This is a genomic window from Brevundimonas goettingensis (assembly GCF_017487405.1).
GTDB lineage: Bacteria > Pseudomonadota > Alphaproteobacteria > Caulobacterales > Caulobacteraceae > Brevundimonas > Brevundimonas goettingensis.
Genome location: NZ_CP062222.1, coordinates 351414 through 367376 on the forward strand (window position 1 = coordinate 351414; position 15963 = coordinate 367376).

Here is a 15963-nt window from a genome sequence, read left to right on the forward strand (position 1 = left end):
CTCACCGTTAAGGGACAACCCCTCACCCTTTCGCCTTTCGGATCGCTCCGCTCTCCGAGGCTCAAGCCCTCTCCCTATGGGAGAGGGTTTTTTGCATCACGCCGCCGCGCCTCGGGCCGCCTGGCCGGGCTCATAGTTGAGGATCGGGGCCAGCCAGCGTTCGGCGGTCTCGACGTCCCAGCCCTTGCGGCGGGCGTAGTCCTCGATCTGGTCGCGATCGATCTTGCCGACGCCGAAATAGTGGCTGCCGGGGTGGCCGAAATAGAGGCCCGAGACCGAAGCCGGTGGCGTCATGGCGAAGCTCTCGGTCAGGGCCATGCCGGCGTTGTTCCCTGCGTCGAGCAGGCGGAACAGGGTGGCCTTTTCCGTATGGTCGGGCTGGGCCGGATAGCCTGGGGCCGGGCGGATGCCCTGATACTGTTCGGCGATCAGGTCGTCGACGCTGGTCGCTTCCTCAGCCGCATAGCCCCAGAGCTGCGTGCGGACTTCCTTGTGCAGCCGTTCGGCGAAGGCCTCCGCCAGACGGTCAGCGAGGGCTGCGGCCATGATCGACGAATAGTCGTCGCCGGCGTCCTTGAACGCCTTGGCCTTCTCCAGCTCGCCGTGGCCGGCGGTGACGGCGAAGGCGCCGATATAGTCCTCGCCCTGTTCCGCCACGAAGTCCGACAGGGCCAGGTTGGGCTTGCCGTTCGACTTCTTGATCTGCTGACGCAGGGTGTGGAAGCGGGCGATCTCTTCCGAGCGGCTTTCGTCGGCGAAGACGGCGACGTCGTCACCGACGGCCTGGGCGGGCCAGAAGCCGACCACGCCCTTGGCCGTGAACCATTTCTCGTCGACGATCCGCTTCAGCATGGTCTGGGCGTCGGCGAACAGGTCCTTGGCGGCCTGACCGACCACCTCGTCCTCGAGGATCAACGGATAGCGGCCGATCAGTTCCCAGCTGGCGAAGAAGGGCGTCCAGTCGATGTGGTCGGCCAGGTCCTGCAGGTCCCAGCTTTCGTAGGCGCGAACGCCGATGAAGGAGGGCTTGCCGGGCATGGCGTCGGCCGGATCGACGGTAAAGCGGTTCTTGCGCGCCTCGGGCAGGGAAGCGCGCGCCTTGACCTCCTGGCCCCGGGCGTACTGCTCGCGGATGCGGACGTATTCGTCGCGCGTGGCGGCCTCGTTCTTCTCGCGCTCGGTCCTGGACAGCAGACCCGAGACCACGCCCACGGCGCGCGAGGCGTCGATGACATAGGTGGTCGAACCCTTGTGATAGCCGGGCTCGATCTTGACCGCCGTATGGGTGCGGCTGGTCGTGGCGCCGCCGATCAGCAGGGGGATGTCGAAGCCGCGGCGCTCCATCTCGCGCGCCACGAAGACCATCTCGTCCAGCGACGGGGTGATCAGGCCCGACAGGCCGATGATGTCGACGCCATGCTCTTTCGCGGCGTCGAGGATGCGGTCGGCCGGGACCATGACGCCGAGGTCGATGACCTCGTAGTTGTTGCACTGGAGAACGACGCCGACAATGTTCTTGCCGATGTCGTGGACGTCGCCCTTGACGGTGGCCATCAGGATCTTGCCGTTCGAGGAGCGCGGCTGCCCCTCCTTTTCGGCCTCCATGAAGGGCTCGAGCCAGGCCACCGCCTGCTTCATCACCCGCGCCGACTTGACCACCTGGGGCAGGAACATCTTGCCCGAGCCGAACAGGTCGCCGACCACATTCATCCCGTCCATCAGCGGACCTTCGATGACGTGCAGGGGCCGGTCGAACGACAGGCGCGCCTCTTCGGTGTCGGCGTCGATGAACTCGGTAATGCCGTTGACCAGGGCGTGTTCGATACGCTTGCCGACCGGGGCGTTGCGCCATTCAAGATTGACGACCCTGGCCTCGGTCTTGTCGCCCTTGAAGCCCGGGGCGATGTCGACCAGCCGTTCGGTGTTGGTGACATTGGTCCGCTGGGGGCGGTTGAGGATGACGTCCTCGACCGCCTCGCGCAGCACCGGGTCGATGTCGGAATAGACCGGCAGGTCGCCCGCGTTGACGATGCCCATGTCCATGCCGGCGGCGATGGCGTGGTACAGAAAGACCGAGTGGATCGCCCGGCGCACCGGCTCATTGCCGCGGAAGCTGAACGAGACGTTCGACACCCCGCCTGAGACCCGGGCGTAGGGCAGGGTCGCCTTGATGACCTTCGTCGCCTCGATGAAGTCGACGGCATAGTTGTCGTGCTCCTCGATCCCCGTTGCCACGGCGAAGATATTGGGGTCGAAGATGATGTCCTCGGGCGGGAAGCCGACCTCGTCCACCAGGATGCGATAAGCGCGGGTGCAGATCTCGATCTTGCGCGCGGCCGTGTCGGCCTGACCGACCTCGTCGAAGGCCATGACCACGACGGCGGCGCCGTAGCGCAGGCAGGCCACGGCCTGTTCGCGGAACTTGTCCTCCCCCTCCTTCATGGAGATGGAGTTGACGATGGGCTTGCCCTGGACGCACTTCAGCCCCGCCTCGATCACTTCCCACTTCGAGCTGTCGATCATCACCGGCACGCGGGCGATGTCGGGCTCGGCCGCGATCAGGTTGAGGAAGGTGATCATCGCCTGCTTCGAATCCAGCAGGCCCTCGTCCATGTTGATGTCGATGACGGCGGCGCCGGCCTCGACCTGCTGACGCGCGACATCGAGCGCGGCGGTGTAGTTCCCCTCGACGATCAGCTTACGGAATTTGGCCGAACCGGTGACGTTGGTTCGTTCGCCGATGTTGAGGTAGGCAGGACGCAAGGCGGGGTATCCTTAGTGGGCGCGCGCCGCGGGGGTGCGGGCGGCCGTGACCTCGATCTCGACCAGGAAGCCGGGGCCGGCGAGGCCCGCGACCTGCACCGTCGAGCGCGAGGGGCGGTTGGGTTGTTCGGGCGTGCCGAAATATTTGCCGTAGGCCTTCATCATCCCGGTGAAGTCCATGCGGTCCGAGCCGGGCGCGGCCATCAGATAGACGGTCATGGAGACCACGTCGCCCATGGTCAGGCCGCGCGTGGCCAGCAGCCGTTCGATCTTGGCGAAGGTCGAGGCGGCCTGGGTCTCGGTGTCGCCATAGGCGGCGACCGTTCCGGCGGGGGCGGTCGTGTCGGCGACGTCCGGCAGCTGGCCCGAGAGGAAGATCAGCTCGGTCCCGGCGGGCACCGTCACCGTCGAGGCGATGAAGGCGGTGGGGGAGGGGTAGGTGCGTTCGATCGAGGAGGCGGGCGCCGGCGCCGAAGGGGTCTGGGCGAAGGCGGGCGCGGCGACGAGGGCGGCGCCCATAAAGGCGGCGGCGAAAGCGATCTTGAACATGGTCACGGTCTCCTTCAGGCGGGTTGGGCCAAAGACTGGCTGGCGCGGCGGGCGGCGATGGCGTTGACGGCGCGCCAGCCCGAGACGATGGCGCCCTGCTGCCAGGCGCCGACGTGGCTGAGGTGTTCGCCCGCGAACAGATACGGGCCGTCGGGATCGTTCATCAGCGTATAGCCTGCGGGGTCTTCCTGGGCCACTTCGCCGGCGATGCCGAGGTTGAACGGGACCTTGCCCCAGTGGACGGTGACGCCGTCGGTCAGCTTGCCCGACTGGCCGGGGTGCAGCCGCTCCACCGTCTCGCGCGCATAGGCCTGACCTTCAGCCAGCGGCAGGGAGCCCAGCCGGGTCGCGGGCCCGGCGAAGCTGTAGCCGGCGACAAGGACGCCCGTCGGATGCAGGAACCGGCCCGACGGATACCAGGTCATCAGGGTGTCGCGGTCGGTGAAGCTGAGCCCGCCGTAGATCTGGTCACGGGCCTCCCAGAAGCGCGGCGACTGGAAGGCGATCTTGGTCGAGTCGCCATAGACCGCGTTCTTGATCACCGCCTGACGGTTTGACGAGAAGTCGTTCTCGATCCCGGCCAGAACCGGGAAGGGGATGGTGCAGATACAGTGGTCGGCGGTCGTCGCATGCGTCGCGCCCGCCCGGTCCATCCACGCGACCTCAACGCCCGCGCCCTTGCGCTTCAGGCCGGTGACCTGGGCGTTCAGGGTAATGGCGCGGCCCAGTTTCCCGGCGAAGGCCATAGGGATGCGGTCCATGCCCCCGACCGGCTGGAGCATGGTCGCCTGCATGTCGATGATGTCGTGGAAGGTCGGCGCGCCCCAGGCCATCGGATGCAGCAGGGAGGCCAGCACCATGGCGTCGCGCGGCTTGCCGACGACGTCTCCGGCGCCCGGCTCGACCAGCAGGCCGGAAGACTCGCTGTGGCGGAAGGCAAGGTCGGCATCCAGCCCGCCCCAGCCGATCAGATTCTCGACCAGCCTCGCCTGATCCTCGGCGGTCAGGGCGGTGTCGACGCCACCGTTCCTGACCCCCTTGGCCAGCAGTGAGGCCACGTGACCCCGCACATTGTGGATGGCCTGACGCATCTGCATCGGCTTACCGCCGTTGAAGCCGTCGGCCTGGATCAGGGCGGAGTCAGAGTGGTTGACCAGCACCTCCATCTCGACGCCCAGCTCCTGGCAGTAGCCGAGGGTGGCCTGATGGTGGCTGGGGATGCGGGCGGGACCGGCGTTGAAATACTGGCCGTCCTCGAAGGTGCAGGTCTGTTCCGGCTTGTCGGTGTGGGCGATCTTCGAACCGCGCCGGACGGTCCAGTTGCGCCCCCCGACCCGGTCGCGGGCCTCCAGCACGGTGACGGCGTATCCGGCCTTCTTCAGCTCCCAGGCTGCACTAAGCCCGGCCAGACCCGCGCCGAGAATAACCACGCTCGATCCATTGCCCGAGCCGGGGCGCAGGGATGGGGTCTCGGCATGGGCGACGCCGTCGTCGACCAGACCCATGGCCCGCATGGCCATATACATGCCGCCGGTCCCGGCCACCGCCGCCAACCGTGTCAGAAACGCCCGCCTCGTCCCGCTCATGATTCAGTCCCCTCTCGCAGATGCGAGAAGAGCAACACGCTTCAGGAAGCGAGACCATAGAAAAGGACGGGCGCGGACGGTCATCCTGCCATTTCGAACGGTTCGAGACCCGAAAGCCGCATGGCGACCGGGCGCTCGGGAATCGGGCGCGGCGGCAGGTTCGACACGCCTTGTGCGACGTGGGCGATGTGGTCGGGGGTGGTGCCGCAGCAACCGCCGACGATGTTGACCAGACCGGCCTCGGCCCACTCCTCGATGAAATGGGCGGTCTCGTGCGGCTCCTCGTCGTACTGGCCCATGGCGTTGGGCAGGCCGGCGTTGGGATAGGCGGCGACCAGGGTGTCGGCGACGCGGCTCAGTTCGGCGATGAAGGGCCGCATCAGGTCGGCCCCGAGGGCGCAGTTGAACCCGATGGCGAAGGGCTTGGCGTGGCGCACCGAGTTCCAGAAGGCCTCGGCCGTCTGACCCGAAAGGGTGCGGCCCGAGCGGTCGGTGATGGTGCCCGAGATCCAGATCGGCAGGGCGTCCATACCCTCGTCCTCAAGGTCCTTGATGGCCTTGATCGCCGCCTTGCAGTTCAGCGTGTCGGTGATGGTCTCGATCAGATAGAGGTCGACGCCGCCCTCGTTGAGCGCCTTCACCTGATGACGATAGGCCTCATAGACCTGGTCGAAGGTGACCAGACGCGCGCCGGGGTCGTTCACGTCCGACGACATGGACAGCATCTTGTTCAGCGGGCCGATGGAGCCGGCGGCGAAGCGCGGCTTGTGCGGCTCTTTCTCGGTCCAGCGATCGGCGGCGGCGCGGGCCAGTTTCGCGCCTTCGAGGTTGATGTCCCAGACCGCCTGTTCGTCCAGCTTGTAATCGTCCTGGGCGATGACGGTGCCGGAGAAGGTGTTGGTCTCGGAGATGTCGGCGCCGGCGGCGAAATACTGGTCGTGCAGATCGGCGATGATGTCCGGGCGGGTGACGCACAGAATGTCGTTGTTGCCCTTCATCTGCTCCTTCTCGTCATAGCCGTTGGCTGTGACGAAGCGGTCGCCGCGGAAGTCGTGCTCTTCCAGGCCGCGGCGCTGGATCATCACACCCCACGAGCCGTCGAGGACCAGGATGCGTTCCTTCGCGGCCTTGTGCAGGGCGGCGATACGTTCAGAGCGGGTGAGAGCCATTAGGCGGCGACCTTTTGTTCGCGGACGCCCAGAACGCGGCAGATCGCATAGACCAGGTCGGCGCGGTTCAGGGTGTAGAAGTGGAAGTCCTGGAAGCCCTCCTCCTGCAGCCGGGCGCAGGTCTCGGCGGCGACCGAGGCGGCCAGCAGCTTGCGGGTCTCGGGATCGTCGTCCAGGCCCTCGAAGTGGTTGGCCAGCCATTGCGGCACCGAGGCGCCGCACGACGCGCTCATCCGCTGCAGGCCGGCGAAGTTCGATACCGGCATGATCCCGGGCAGCAGGGGTGCGGTGATCCCCGCCGCGCGGATGCGGTCGCGGAAGCGCAGGAAGGCGTCGATGTCGAAGAAGAACTGGCTGATCAGCCGGGTCGCGCCCGCGTCGATCTTGGCCTTGATGACGTCGATGTCGTGGTCGATCGACGGGCTTTCCGGATGCTTCTCCGGATAGGCGCCGACCGAGATGTCGAAGCCGCCGACGCGGCCGATGGCCTGGGCCAGTTCGGTGGCGTTGGCGTATCCATCGGCGCGGGGCGTATAGACGCCGCCGATGCCAGTTGCGCCCCCTGACTCAGGATGGGGCGGGTCGCCGCGCAGGGCGACGATATGGTCGACGCCGATAGCCTTGTAGCTCTCGATCACCTCATCGACCTCGGCGCGTGAAGCCTCGACGCAGGTCAGGTGGGCGGCGGGACGCAGGCTCGTCTCTGCCAGCATGCGCTGGACCGTGCGGTGGGTGCGCTCACGCGTCGAGCCGCCGGCGCCGTAGGTCACCGAGACGAACGCCGGGTTGAGCGGCTCCAGCCGGCGCACGGCCTCCCAAAGGGTCTGTTCGGCCTTGTCGGTCTTGGGCGGAAAGAACTCGAACGAGACCCGCACCGGATTGGCGTTGTCGCCCGCACGGGCGACGGGGCCCAGCGGCGAGAGCAGCAGGGCGCGGGCGGCGGCCAACCCTTGAGATTGGAGGCCTTGGGAAGCGGGGGCCATATCAGGCGGCCTTTCGGGAATCGGAGGAGGCGGCGCGGACGCCGGTCCAGATGGTGACGGTCAGACCGTCCGCGTCGGGCGGCAGGGCCACGGTCGGCAGGGTGGTCAGGCCGCAGTCGGTCAGCCAGCCGGCGACCTCTTCGTCGGCGAAGCCCAGGCGGCGGTGCTGATGCTCCTCGCGCAGGCTTTCCATCTCGTGCGGGGCGAAGTCCACGATCAGGATCCGGCCGCCGGGCGCGACCAGCCGCGCGGCCTCGACCACGGCGGCGTGAGGGTCGGCGAGGTAGTGAAGCACCTGGTGCACGATCACCAGATCGGCGCTGGCCGAGGGCAGACGGGTGGCGAAGATGTCGCCGTGCCTGAGTTCGACCTTCTCCACGCCCGCGCGGGCGACGTTCGACCGGGCGATGTTGAGCATGTTGTGGCTGAGATCCAGCCCGACCGACATCTTCGCCTTCTTGCCCAGCAGGGTCAGCATCCGGCCCGAGCCGGTGCCCAGATCGACGACCCGCTCGAACGGACCGGGGCCGGCGGCGGCCTCGACCGCGCTTTCGACGGCCGTCTCGGCGACATAGAGCGAGCGGATGCGGTCCCACTGGGGGGCGACCTGTTCGAAATAGGCGGCGGCGGCGGCGGCGCGTTCGTCGCGGACCTCATCCAGCCGGCGATGGTCGGCCTCGCCTTCGGAATCGTCCAGCAGGTCCAGCACCGTCTCGACCAGCCGCCGCGCCAGCGGGTCCGAGGAAATGCGATAAAAGACCCGGGCGCCGTCCGGAAAACGTTCGATCAGCCCGGCGTCGGCCATCAGCTTGAGGTGGCGCGAGACGCGGGGCTGGCTCTGCTGCAGCACCCGCGACAGCTCCATCACCGACAGTTCCTCGCCGGTCAGCAGCGACAGCACCCGTAACCGCGTGGGCTCGCCGGCGGCGCGCAGGGCATCGATGGTCTGGTCGGCGGAGAGGCTCATGGGCTTATATAAAGATATCCTTATATGATTTTGCAAGGAAGAAACGCGCGGCGACGGGCGGGATCGGGGATATTGATCGAATTCCCGCGACGGAAGGCCGCGGAGGCCTCGTTCAAAGGAAGTCCTCAGGAGATTTTTCCATGATCCGCCTCGCTCTTGCTGCTGCTGCCGTCCTGGCCGCTGCTCCCTTCGCCGCCTCCGCCCAGCAGGGTCCCGGGGGCGGTCCGATGGGCGGCATGGCCCAGATGGGCCCCTTCACCCTGGCCCAGATGCAGGAACGGTCCGACACCCGCTTCCATTCGCTGGACGCCAACCACGACGGCTCCCTGACCGGCGCCGAACTGACCCCGCCTCCGACCCCCGGCAGCATGATGAGCGCCGGCCGCGGCATGGAGCGCGCCGACGCCAACCACGACGGCACGGTGACCCTGGACGAATATCACGCGATGACGGCGGCGATGTTCGCCCGTCTGGACGCCAACCATGACGGCACGGTCACCCCGGAAGAGCTGCAGGCCATGCGTGGCATGATGCGTCCGGGCGGCGGCCAGGGCGGCCCCGGCGGTCCCGGCGGCGGCATGATGCCGCCCTCGGACGGCGGCGGCATGCAGATGCCGCAGGGCGAGTAGGCCCGGGGCGAATAAGGATCAGTTCTGGATCGGGGTCTTCAGCGGTTCGCCGTTGAAGACCGCCGCCAGGTTCTGAACCATCAGCATCAACATGCCCTGCACCGCCTCGGTCGTGGCCCCGGCGGTGTGGGGCGTGAGCACGGTATTGGGTACGTCCGCCCAGTCGGCCGGATCGGCCGGCTCGTGGGTGAAGACGTCGAGCGCCGCCTGACCCAAGGCGCCGGACCTGAGGGCCGAGATCACCGCCGCCTCGTCCAGCACCTGGCCGCGCGAGACATTGACCAGCAAGCCTGACGGGCCGAGCGCCTCGATGACCTCCTTCGAGATCAGACCGACATTGCTGTCGTCCACGCGGCAGGCGACGACCAGGATGTCGCTGGCCTTCGCCAGCTCCAGCACGGAGGCGGCCCGGGGCCAGTGGGCGGGGCGATCCCTGGGCCCCCACCAGCGTACCGCCATTCGCATGACCTCGGCGCGCCGGGCCACCGCCTGACCGATCAGGCCCAGGCCGACGATCCCGACCTTCTGACCCTTCAGCGAGGGGGTGAGGATGCGCGTCTCGGGCGTCCATTCCCCGGCGCGCAGATGGCGGTCGCCCTCGACGATCTTGCGTCGCGCCGCCAGGATCAGGCCGATGGCGTGATCGGCGACATCCTCGTGATTGACGCCGGGCGCATGGGTCACCGGCAGGCCGCGCGCCCGGCACCACTCCACATCGATCCGGTCGTAGCCCGAGGTGAAACAGGCGACCAGTTTCAGGTTCGGCAGTCGTTCGATCAGAGCCTTGTCGAGCTCGAACTCGCCCGCCACCACGATCGCCCCGATCCGCGCCTCCACCTCCGCGGGCGGCCCCTCCCAGAAGCGATAGACGTCGTAGCTTCCCTCCAGAAACGGCGTCAGCTGGCCCAGATGGCGCTGCATGATCAGGACGGCGGGACGCGTGGTCATGAGAGCTCCGAAAAGCAGATGTCGCGGAATGCTCTACGCTCGATTTGCCGCTCCGTCGCGTGCGTCTAGTGCAGTGTCCAGTGTCCGGTGTCGTTGAGGCGTGCGGGGATGTGGTGTGCGGCCCATTCGGGGTCGTCGGAGAGGGTGAGGGCGGTGTCGTGACCGGCTTCGGGGGTGGCGCCGGTCAGGGGCGTGTGGGTCAGGGCTGCGGATGCCTCGTCTCCGGTCCCGTCGGTTCCGTCGTCGGCGGGCAGGACCAGCGGCGCCAGCGCGACCTCGGCCGGCAGGACGAAGGCGTCGTCGTGGATCAGGGCGGGCAGGGTCAGGGCCACGTCCTTGATCGCGGCGTCTTCACTGGCCATGGCCGGCAGCACCAGGGCGTCGCCGGGCCCGTCCTCAGAGGTGAGGGTCGGCAGGACCAGAGGCTCGGCGGCCGCCTTGGCGGCGGCGTCGCCGACCACCTCGGCCGGGCTGGAGTGGTAATCGAAGGTCTGGATGCCGGCCAGCATGTTGGGCGTGGTCAGGTTGACGTGCTCCTGGCTCTCGGAGAACTCCAGCAGGACCTGGGCGCGGGTCCTGAGGCCCGCGTCGATGTTGTTGACCCAGTTCTGGATCCCGGCCGGGTCGCCCTCGCGGTTCAGGCAGAAGCGGAACAGCTGGGCCACGAAGTCCCAGTTGGACAGGCCGCCGTAGCGGGCCTGGAACTCGGGGGAATCGGCAAAGCCGGAGGCGATCTGGGACAGGGCCATGCCGCCCTTGAGCGAGGCCGTCCAGCCGATCAGCCCGGCCGAATCCGGCAGCCGGTCGAAGGTGGCGTCATACAGCCGGGCGATGATCAGGGCCTGCTGGTCGGCGACCCACAGACCCTGGTTGAGCACCGCCTGCGTGAGGCCCCGATGTTCGGCGCTCTCGGAGAAGCCGATGACGACGTCGCCGCGGCTCATCCCGGCGTTGAGGCTGGCGGTCCAGCCGTTGACCCCCTCCGGCTCACCGTCGCGGCCCAGGGAGAAGCGGTACAGCTGTTCGATGAAGGTGCGGTTGTCCAGGGCGCCGAAGCGGTCGAGGAACTCGGCCGAATGGACGAAGGCGTCGGCCAGGGTGCGCAGGGTGATGGTCCCGTTGGCGATCCAGGCCGCCTGGCCCTCCAGCCCCGCCTCGTCATAGTGCCGGCCCAGGGCCGCATCGTACAGCCGCATGACCTGGGCCGAGGCGCTGTCCACGTCGAACGTCAGCGTCCCGTCCACGAAGCGCGCGTTCTCGATCGAGGTCAGCGTATCCGCACCGCCCTCCGGCCCGCCCACCACCGTCGAACTGTTCGCCGTCCCGTACTGACGACGGATGCCCGCATACGCCGCCGTGTCGATCCCGTCGCCGCCGTTGATCTGATCCGAACCCGCACCGCCCGTCAGGACGTCGTTGCCCGCCAGACCGTTGATGATATCCGCCCCCGAAGTCCCCGCCAGGACGTCCGCGCCGGTAGTGCCGTTGAGCGTCGTGCGCGGGGTGATGTCGAGGATGCGGTCGGAGAACTGTACCCGCTCGACGTTCGTGAGCGTGTCCGTTCCGGTCGCGCTTCCGGTGATGGTCGTCACGCCATTGGACGTCGTAATCGTGAAGGCGGTCGAGACTCCCGAATAGACGATGGTGTCCGTCCCCGTTCCACCGTCGATGACGTCATCGCCGGTGCCACCGTCGATTATGTCGTCGCCTTCGTCCCCGGAGATCGTGTCGGATCCGGAACCCCCGTAGAGGCGGTCATTTCCGGCCCCGCCGAAGAGGGTGTCGTTGCCCTGCTCGCCGTCGATATAGTCGTTTCCGCCGGCGCCGCGAATGGTGTCGCGTCCCAGATAGCCGTAGAAAACGTCGTCTCCCGCCGATCCTAGGGCCGTGTCGTCGTCCTCGCCGAGGTCGAAGATTCCGTTCACCCATCCGCCGGTCAGATCCACGGTATCGGCGCCCGATCCCATGTCCACATCGCCGTTGATGACGTTGTAATTTCTCAGGACGTCGGCTCCGGCCCCGAGAATGATGTCTCCGTTCAGAACGCCGTAGTTGGCGACGTTCTCGATGGTCGGCTGTGACGGCGAATAGCCGCCGTCCCGGCCGTATACGGCGATGTCGGCCGTGATGACGCCACGGTTTATGATGTTGGGGCCGGTGACGGCCTGGGCCAGCCCGGACACGACCAGACCGAAGCTCTGGCCGGTCGCGGTGGCGATTATAGTGCCCTTGTTTTCGAAAACACCGCCTTCGAACCGATCGATGTAGACGCCGGTGGCCGAGGTTCCGCCGGACACGGTGATGGACCCCGTGTTGCTCAGCTTTCCGCCGTTCACCACGTACACGCCGGTGGCGGTGTTGGTCCCCGTCACGGTCAGCTTGCCCGAGTTGTCGAACACCTGGCTTGGCGACCATGAATAGAGGCCGTAGGCGCTGGACCCGGTCACCGTGACCTGTCCCGAATTCCGTATCGCCGCGCACCATTGCGGCGACGAAAACCCGTAGGCGGTGTCCGTGCTATTGACCTCGATCACGCCGACGTTGTGCACCAGTCCGCTGGAGACATAGGAGGCGAAACCGACGGCGCCGGGACCGGATGCCCGAATGACGCCGTAGTTGACGAACTCGATCGCATTCAACGCGTTGGCGTAGAATGCCGGGCCGGAGGTGGTTGTGTAGACCTCGTCGCGCTCGATGACGAAATTCGAGTTGAGAGTGATCGTCACGCCAAAGCCCCCGTCGACTGTTACAACCTGAGCTGTAAATGCCGACGGTCAGGTTGTCACGCCTGATTACCGCCCGAACTTCTGGAACTTGATCCGGTGGGGGATCAGGCTGTCGGCTCCCAGGCGGCGCTTCTTGTCTTCTTCGTAGGCCTCGAAGTTTCCTTCGAACCATTCGACGTGGCTGTCGCCTTCGAAGGCCAGGATGTGGGTGGCCAGACGGTCCAGGAACCAGCGGTCGTGGGAGATGACCACGGCGCAGCCGGCGAACTCTTCCAGCGCCTCTTCGAGGTTCTGAAGCGTTTCGATGTCCAGGTCGTTGGTCGGTTCGTCGAGCAGGATCAGGTTGCCGCCGGTGGCCAGGGTCTTGGCCAGGTGGACGCGGTTGCGCTCACCGCCGGACAGCTGGCCGACCTTCTTCTGCTGGTCGCCGCCCTTGAAGTTGAACGAGCCGACATAGGCGCGGGTGTTGATCTCGCGCTTGCCGACCAGCATCACGTCGGTGCCGCCCGACACTTCTTCCCAGATGGTCTTGTTGGGATCGAGCGCGTCGCGCGACTGGTCGACATAGGCCAGCTTGACCGTTTCGCCGACCTTGACCGTACCGCCGTCCGGGGTTTCCTGGCCGGTGATCAGCTTGAACATGGTCGACTTGCCGGCGCCGTTGGGGCCGATGACGCCGACGATGCCGTTGGGCGGCAGCTTGAAGGTCAGGTTGTCGAACAGGACCTTGTCGCCATAGGACTTCTGCAGACCCTCGACCTCCAGAACGACGTTGCCGAGGCGCGGGCCGGGCGGGATCTGGATGACGGCGTGGGTCTGGGCCTGACGCGAGTTCTCCTGCTCAGAGACCATCTTCTCATAGGCGGCCAGACGGGCCTTGGACTTGGCCTGACGGGCCTTGGCGCCCGAGCGGACCCATTCCAGTTCGCGGGTGAGGGCGCGCTGGCGGGCTTCGGATTCCGACTGCTCCTGAACGACGCGCTTCTGCTTCTGCTCCAGCCAGCCGGAGTAGTTGCCTTCGTAGGGGATGCCCTTGCCGCGATCGAGCTCGAGCGTCCATTTGGTAACGAGGTCGAGGAAGTAACGGTCGTGGGTCACCAGGATGACGCAGCCCGGGAAGGCTTCCAGGTGGTGCTGCAGCCAGGCGACGCTCTCGGCGTCGAGGTGGTTGGTCGGTTCGTCGAGCAGCAGCATGTCGGGCTTGGACAGGAGCAGGCGGGCCAGGGCCACGCGACGCTTTTCACCGCCGGACAGGTTGGTGGTCATCCAGTCGTCGGGCGGGCAGCGCAGGGCGTCCATGGCCATTTCGATGCGGCTGTCGATGTCCCAGACGTCGCCGGCGTCGATCTTCTCCTGGAGGGCGGTCATCTCCTCCATGAGTTCGTCGGAGTACTCCTCGGCCATTTCCATGGCGATGGCGTTGAAGCGGTTGACCCACTGCTTCTCTTCGCACCAGGCCTCGACGTTCTCACGCACCGTCAGGGCGTCGTCGAGGTGGGGCTCCTGCTCCAGATAGCCGCGCTTGACGCCGTCGGCGGCCTTGGCCTCGCCGGTGAACTCGCTGTCCAGACCGGCCATGATCTTCAGAAGGGTGGACTTACCCGAGCCGTTGACCCCGACGACGCCGATCTTGGCGTCGTTGTAGAAGCTCAACCAAATGTTTTCGAAGATTTTTTTGCCGCCAGGAAAGGTCTTGGTCAGACCCTGCATCTGGAAAATATATTGCTGCGCCATGGGGAGCGGTGCGCCCTTCGGGTTCGTCGGAAATGGGAATAGGGGCGGGATGTAGCGATCCCCGCGCCGGGTGGCAAATGACGTAGCCGGAACAGGGGGCGTTTTGAGGGCGGTGCGACCTCAGTCCGCCGCCGCCGTCAGGCTTCGCACCTCGCAGTCGGAACAATCCTCAACCTTCAGGATCAAACGGTTGCTCCCCGCGACGAACGGCAGGGGAGGCGTCGCGACCTCGCGCCAGTCGGAGTCGGCGGGAACCGCGATCTCGACCGGCGCGGCGCCGTTCAGGCTCAGGGACAATCGCGCAGGGCTGGCTGAACGAACGGACACCGCCACGGCCCGCTCCCCCGCCGCGTCGGCCGTCACCGTGTAGCGCAGCCATTCGCCGGTGACGAAGTCAGTGACAAAGGGCGACCCGTCCCCCTCGCGGCCGATATCAACGCCGTCGTTCCGGTACGTCCGGCCGGTGTTCCACCAGATCCGCTGGCCGGGGCTCTCATAGCTGGCGTCGCGGGTGTCGGACCAGGCGTGGCCGGCGCGGCCGAGGTCGTAGTCGGCGGCTGGGATAACCACGGGGCCTGACCCGATGCGATGGTCGGCGAACGGCATCGTCGCGTCCGAATGCGGCTGGCGCAGCATGGCGTCGATGACGTCGGGGTGGACGGTGTTGTTCTCGAAGCGGATGTCGTGTTCGGCCATCCGCATCAGGGTCGCCTCGGCCTCGGCGGGCGTCGGGGCAGGACCCTTGCCGGTCAGCCAGGCGACAAGCGCCGGCCAGCCGGGGTTGGGAACCACCTCCAGCGGCTGGTTGAACCCGATCTTCTTCAGCGGCCAGAAGGCCCAGCCGATGTTCTGGTCCTCGACCAGACGGATGGCGTCGCGGAACCAGGTGTTGGAGTTCTCGCCTGACTCGCCCAGCCAGATCGGGACCTGATTTTCATCCCGCAGCCGCACGATGTCGGCGATCGAGGCCACGTCGTTGGCGTTCCAGTATTTGTGGAAGCTGAGCGCCATGTTGTCGTCCCAGACGGGCAGGACGCCGCGATAGTTGTTGCCCCAGCAATTGCCCTCGATGACGATCAGGTGGCGGCGGTCGACCTCGCGGATGGCGGCGGTGATCTCCATCATCAGGGAGCGCAGCGGGGCGTTGGTCGTCTCCTCGCAGCCGTGCCCGCCACCCGGCTTTTCGAAGTCCCAGTTCGGCTCGTTGAGGATGTCATAGGCGCCGACGGCGGGCTCGTCGGCATAGCGTTCGGCCAGTTTGCGCCACAGGGCGACGGTCTTCCTGCGGTTCTCGGGACTTTCCCACAGCGAGGGCTTCGAGGGATCGCGGTCGGAGATGGCGAGGTCGGTCCCCTGACCGCCCGGTGCGGCGTGCAGGTCGAGGATCAGGACCATGCCGTTGGCCTTCACCCAGCCGATCAGGTCGTCGATCTGCTGGAACCCGGCTTCGTTCCAGGTGTCGACGTCCGGTGTCGGCTCGCGGTCGGCGGGCAGGGTCAGCTGGTCGTAGTGAAGCGGCACGCGCACCGAGTTGAAGCCCCAGCGGCCCATGGCGTCGATGTCGGACTTGGTGACGTAGTTGGCGCGCCAGGCGGCGTAGAAGGCCTCGGTCTTCTCCTCGCCGATCAGGGCGGCGATGCGGGCGCGGATGACGTGCTGCTGACCCAGTTCGGGCAGTTGCAGCATATAGCCCTCCTGCAGGACCCAGCCGCCCAGACCCATGCCGCGCAAGAGGATCGGCCGGCCCTGACCATCGACGATTTCGGTCCCGCGCGCATGCAGGAAGCCGGGTTCGGGGGAGGCGATCTGGGCGGCCGTCGGCGAGGCCGCGACGGCAAGCGAAAGGGCGCCGCAGAGGGCGATCAGGCGTGTGGCGACCATTGATGTTCTTCCACGGGACGTTTCCGTT

Annotated in this window: 11 protein-coding genes; 1 reads left to right on the plus strand and 10 read right to left on the minus strand. The window is 67.0% G+C overall.

Annotated features, from left to right (window positions below):
• Window positions 1-96: 96 nt before the first annotated feature.
• The 6 genes from metH to IFJ75_RS01825 all read right to left on the minus strand — a co-directional run bounded on the left by metH (window position 97) and on the right by IFJ75_RS01825 (window position 8017).
• Window positions 97-2763, minus strand: coding sequence for a methionine synthase (gene metH / locus IFJ75_RS01800; protein ID WP_207870875.1), 2667 nt, complete (start codon window positions 2761-2763; stop codon window positions 97-99).
• A 12-nt stretch (window positions 2764-2775) separates the two neighbouring features.
• Entirely contained in the window at window positions 2776-3312 is a 537-nt protein-coding gene (locus IFJ75_RS01805; RefSeq protein WP_207870876.1) for a RidA family protein, read from the minus strand.
• A 14-nt stretch (window positions 3313-3326) separates the two neighbouring features.
• Window positions 3327-4898: a flavin monoamine oxidase family protein gene (locus tag IFJ75_RS01810; RefSeq protein WP_318781051.1), complete on the minus strand. Its 1572-nt coding sequence runs from the start codon at window positions 4896-4898 to the stop codon at window positions 3327-3329.
• A gap of 80 nt (window positions 4899-4978) precedes the next feature.
• A complete protein-coding gene (locus tag IFJ75_RS01815) occupies window positions 4979-6067 on the minus strand; it encodes a homocysteine S-methyltransferase family protein (protein WP_207870877.1) in 1089 nt (362 codons plus the stop codon).
• The gene (gene metF, locus IFJ75_RS01820; RefSeq protein ID WP_207870878.1) at window positions 6067-7050 is read right to left on the minus strand and encodes a methylenetetrahydrofolate reductase [NAD(P)H]; all 984 of its coding nucleotides are present in this window, start codon (window positions 7048-7050) and stop codon (window positions 6067-6069) included. The genes IFJ75_RS01815 and metF overlap by 1 nt, the downstream gene beginning before the upstream one ends.
• Window position 7051: 1 nt before the next feature.
• Window positions 7052-8017, minus strand: coding sequence for an ArsR/SmtB family transcription factor (locus IFJ75_RS01825; protein WP_207870879.1), 966 nt, complete (start codon window positions 8015-8017; stop codon window positions 7052-7054).
• A gap of 140 nt (window positions 8018-8157) precedes the next feature.
• Here IFJ75_RS01825 and IFJ75_RS19620 point away from each other — a divergent pair, with 140 nt between their 5' ends.
• On the plus strand, window positions 8158-8646 hold the full coding sequence (locus IFJ75_RS19620; protein WP_225896939.1) for an EF-hand domain-containing protein: 489 nt from the start codon (window positions 8158-8160) through the stop codon (window positions 8644-8646).
• Window positions 8647-8664: 18 nt separating this feature from the next.
• Here the strand turns inward: IFJ75_RS19620 and IFJ75_RS01835 are convergent, their stop codons facing one another.
• The 4 genes from IFJ75_RS01835 to IFJ75_RS01850 form a co-directional block, all read right to left on the minus strand.
• Window positions 8665-9594, minus strand: coding sequence for a 2-hydroxyacid dehydrogenase (locus IFJ75_RS01835; protein ID WP_207870880.1), 930 nt, complete (start codon window positions 9592-9594; stop codon window positions 8665-8667).
• A 65-nt stretch (window positions 9595-9659) separates the two neighbouring features.
• The gene (locus IFJ75_RS01840; protein ID WP_207870881.1) at window positions 9660-12320 is read right to left on the minus strand and encodes a DUF4214 domain-containing protein; all 2661 of its coding nucleotides are present in this window, start codon (window positions 12318-12320) and stop codon (window positions 9660-9662) included.
• Window positions 12321-12386: 66 nt separating this feature from the next.
• Window positions 12387-14054, minus strand: a complete 1668-nt coding sequence (gene ettA, locus IFJ75_RS01845; protein ID WP_207870882.1) for an energy-dependent translational throttle protein EttA — start codon at window positions 14052-14054, stop codon at window positions 12387-12389.
• Window positions 14055-14174: 120 nt separating this feature from the next.
• Entirely contained in the window at window positions 14175-15935 is a 1761-nt protein-coding gene (locus IFJ75_RS01850) for a cellulase family glycosylhydrolase (RefSeq protein WP_207870883.1), read from the minus strand.
• Window positions 15936-15963 lie beyond the last annotated feature (28 nt).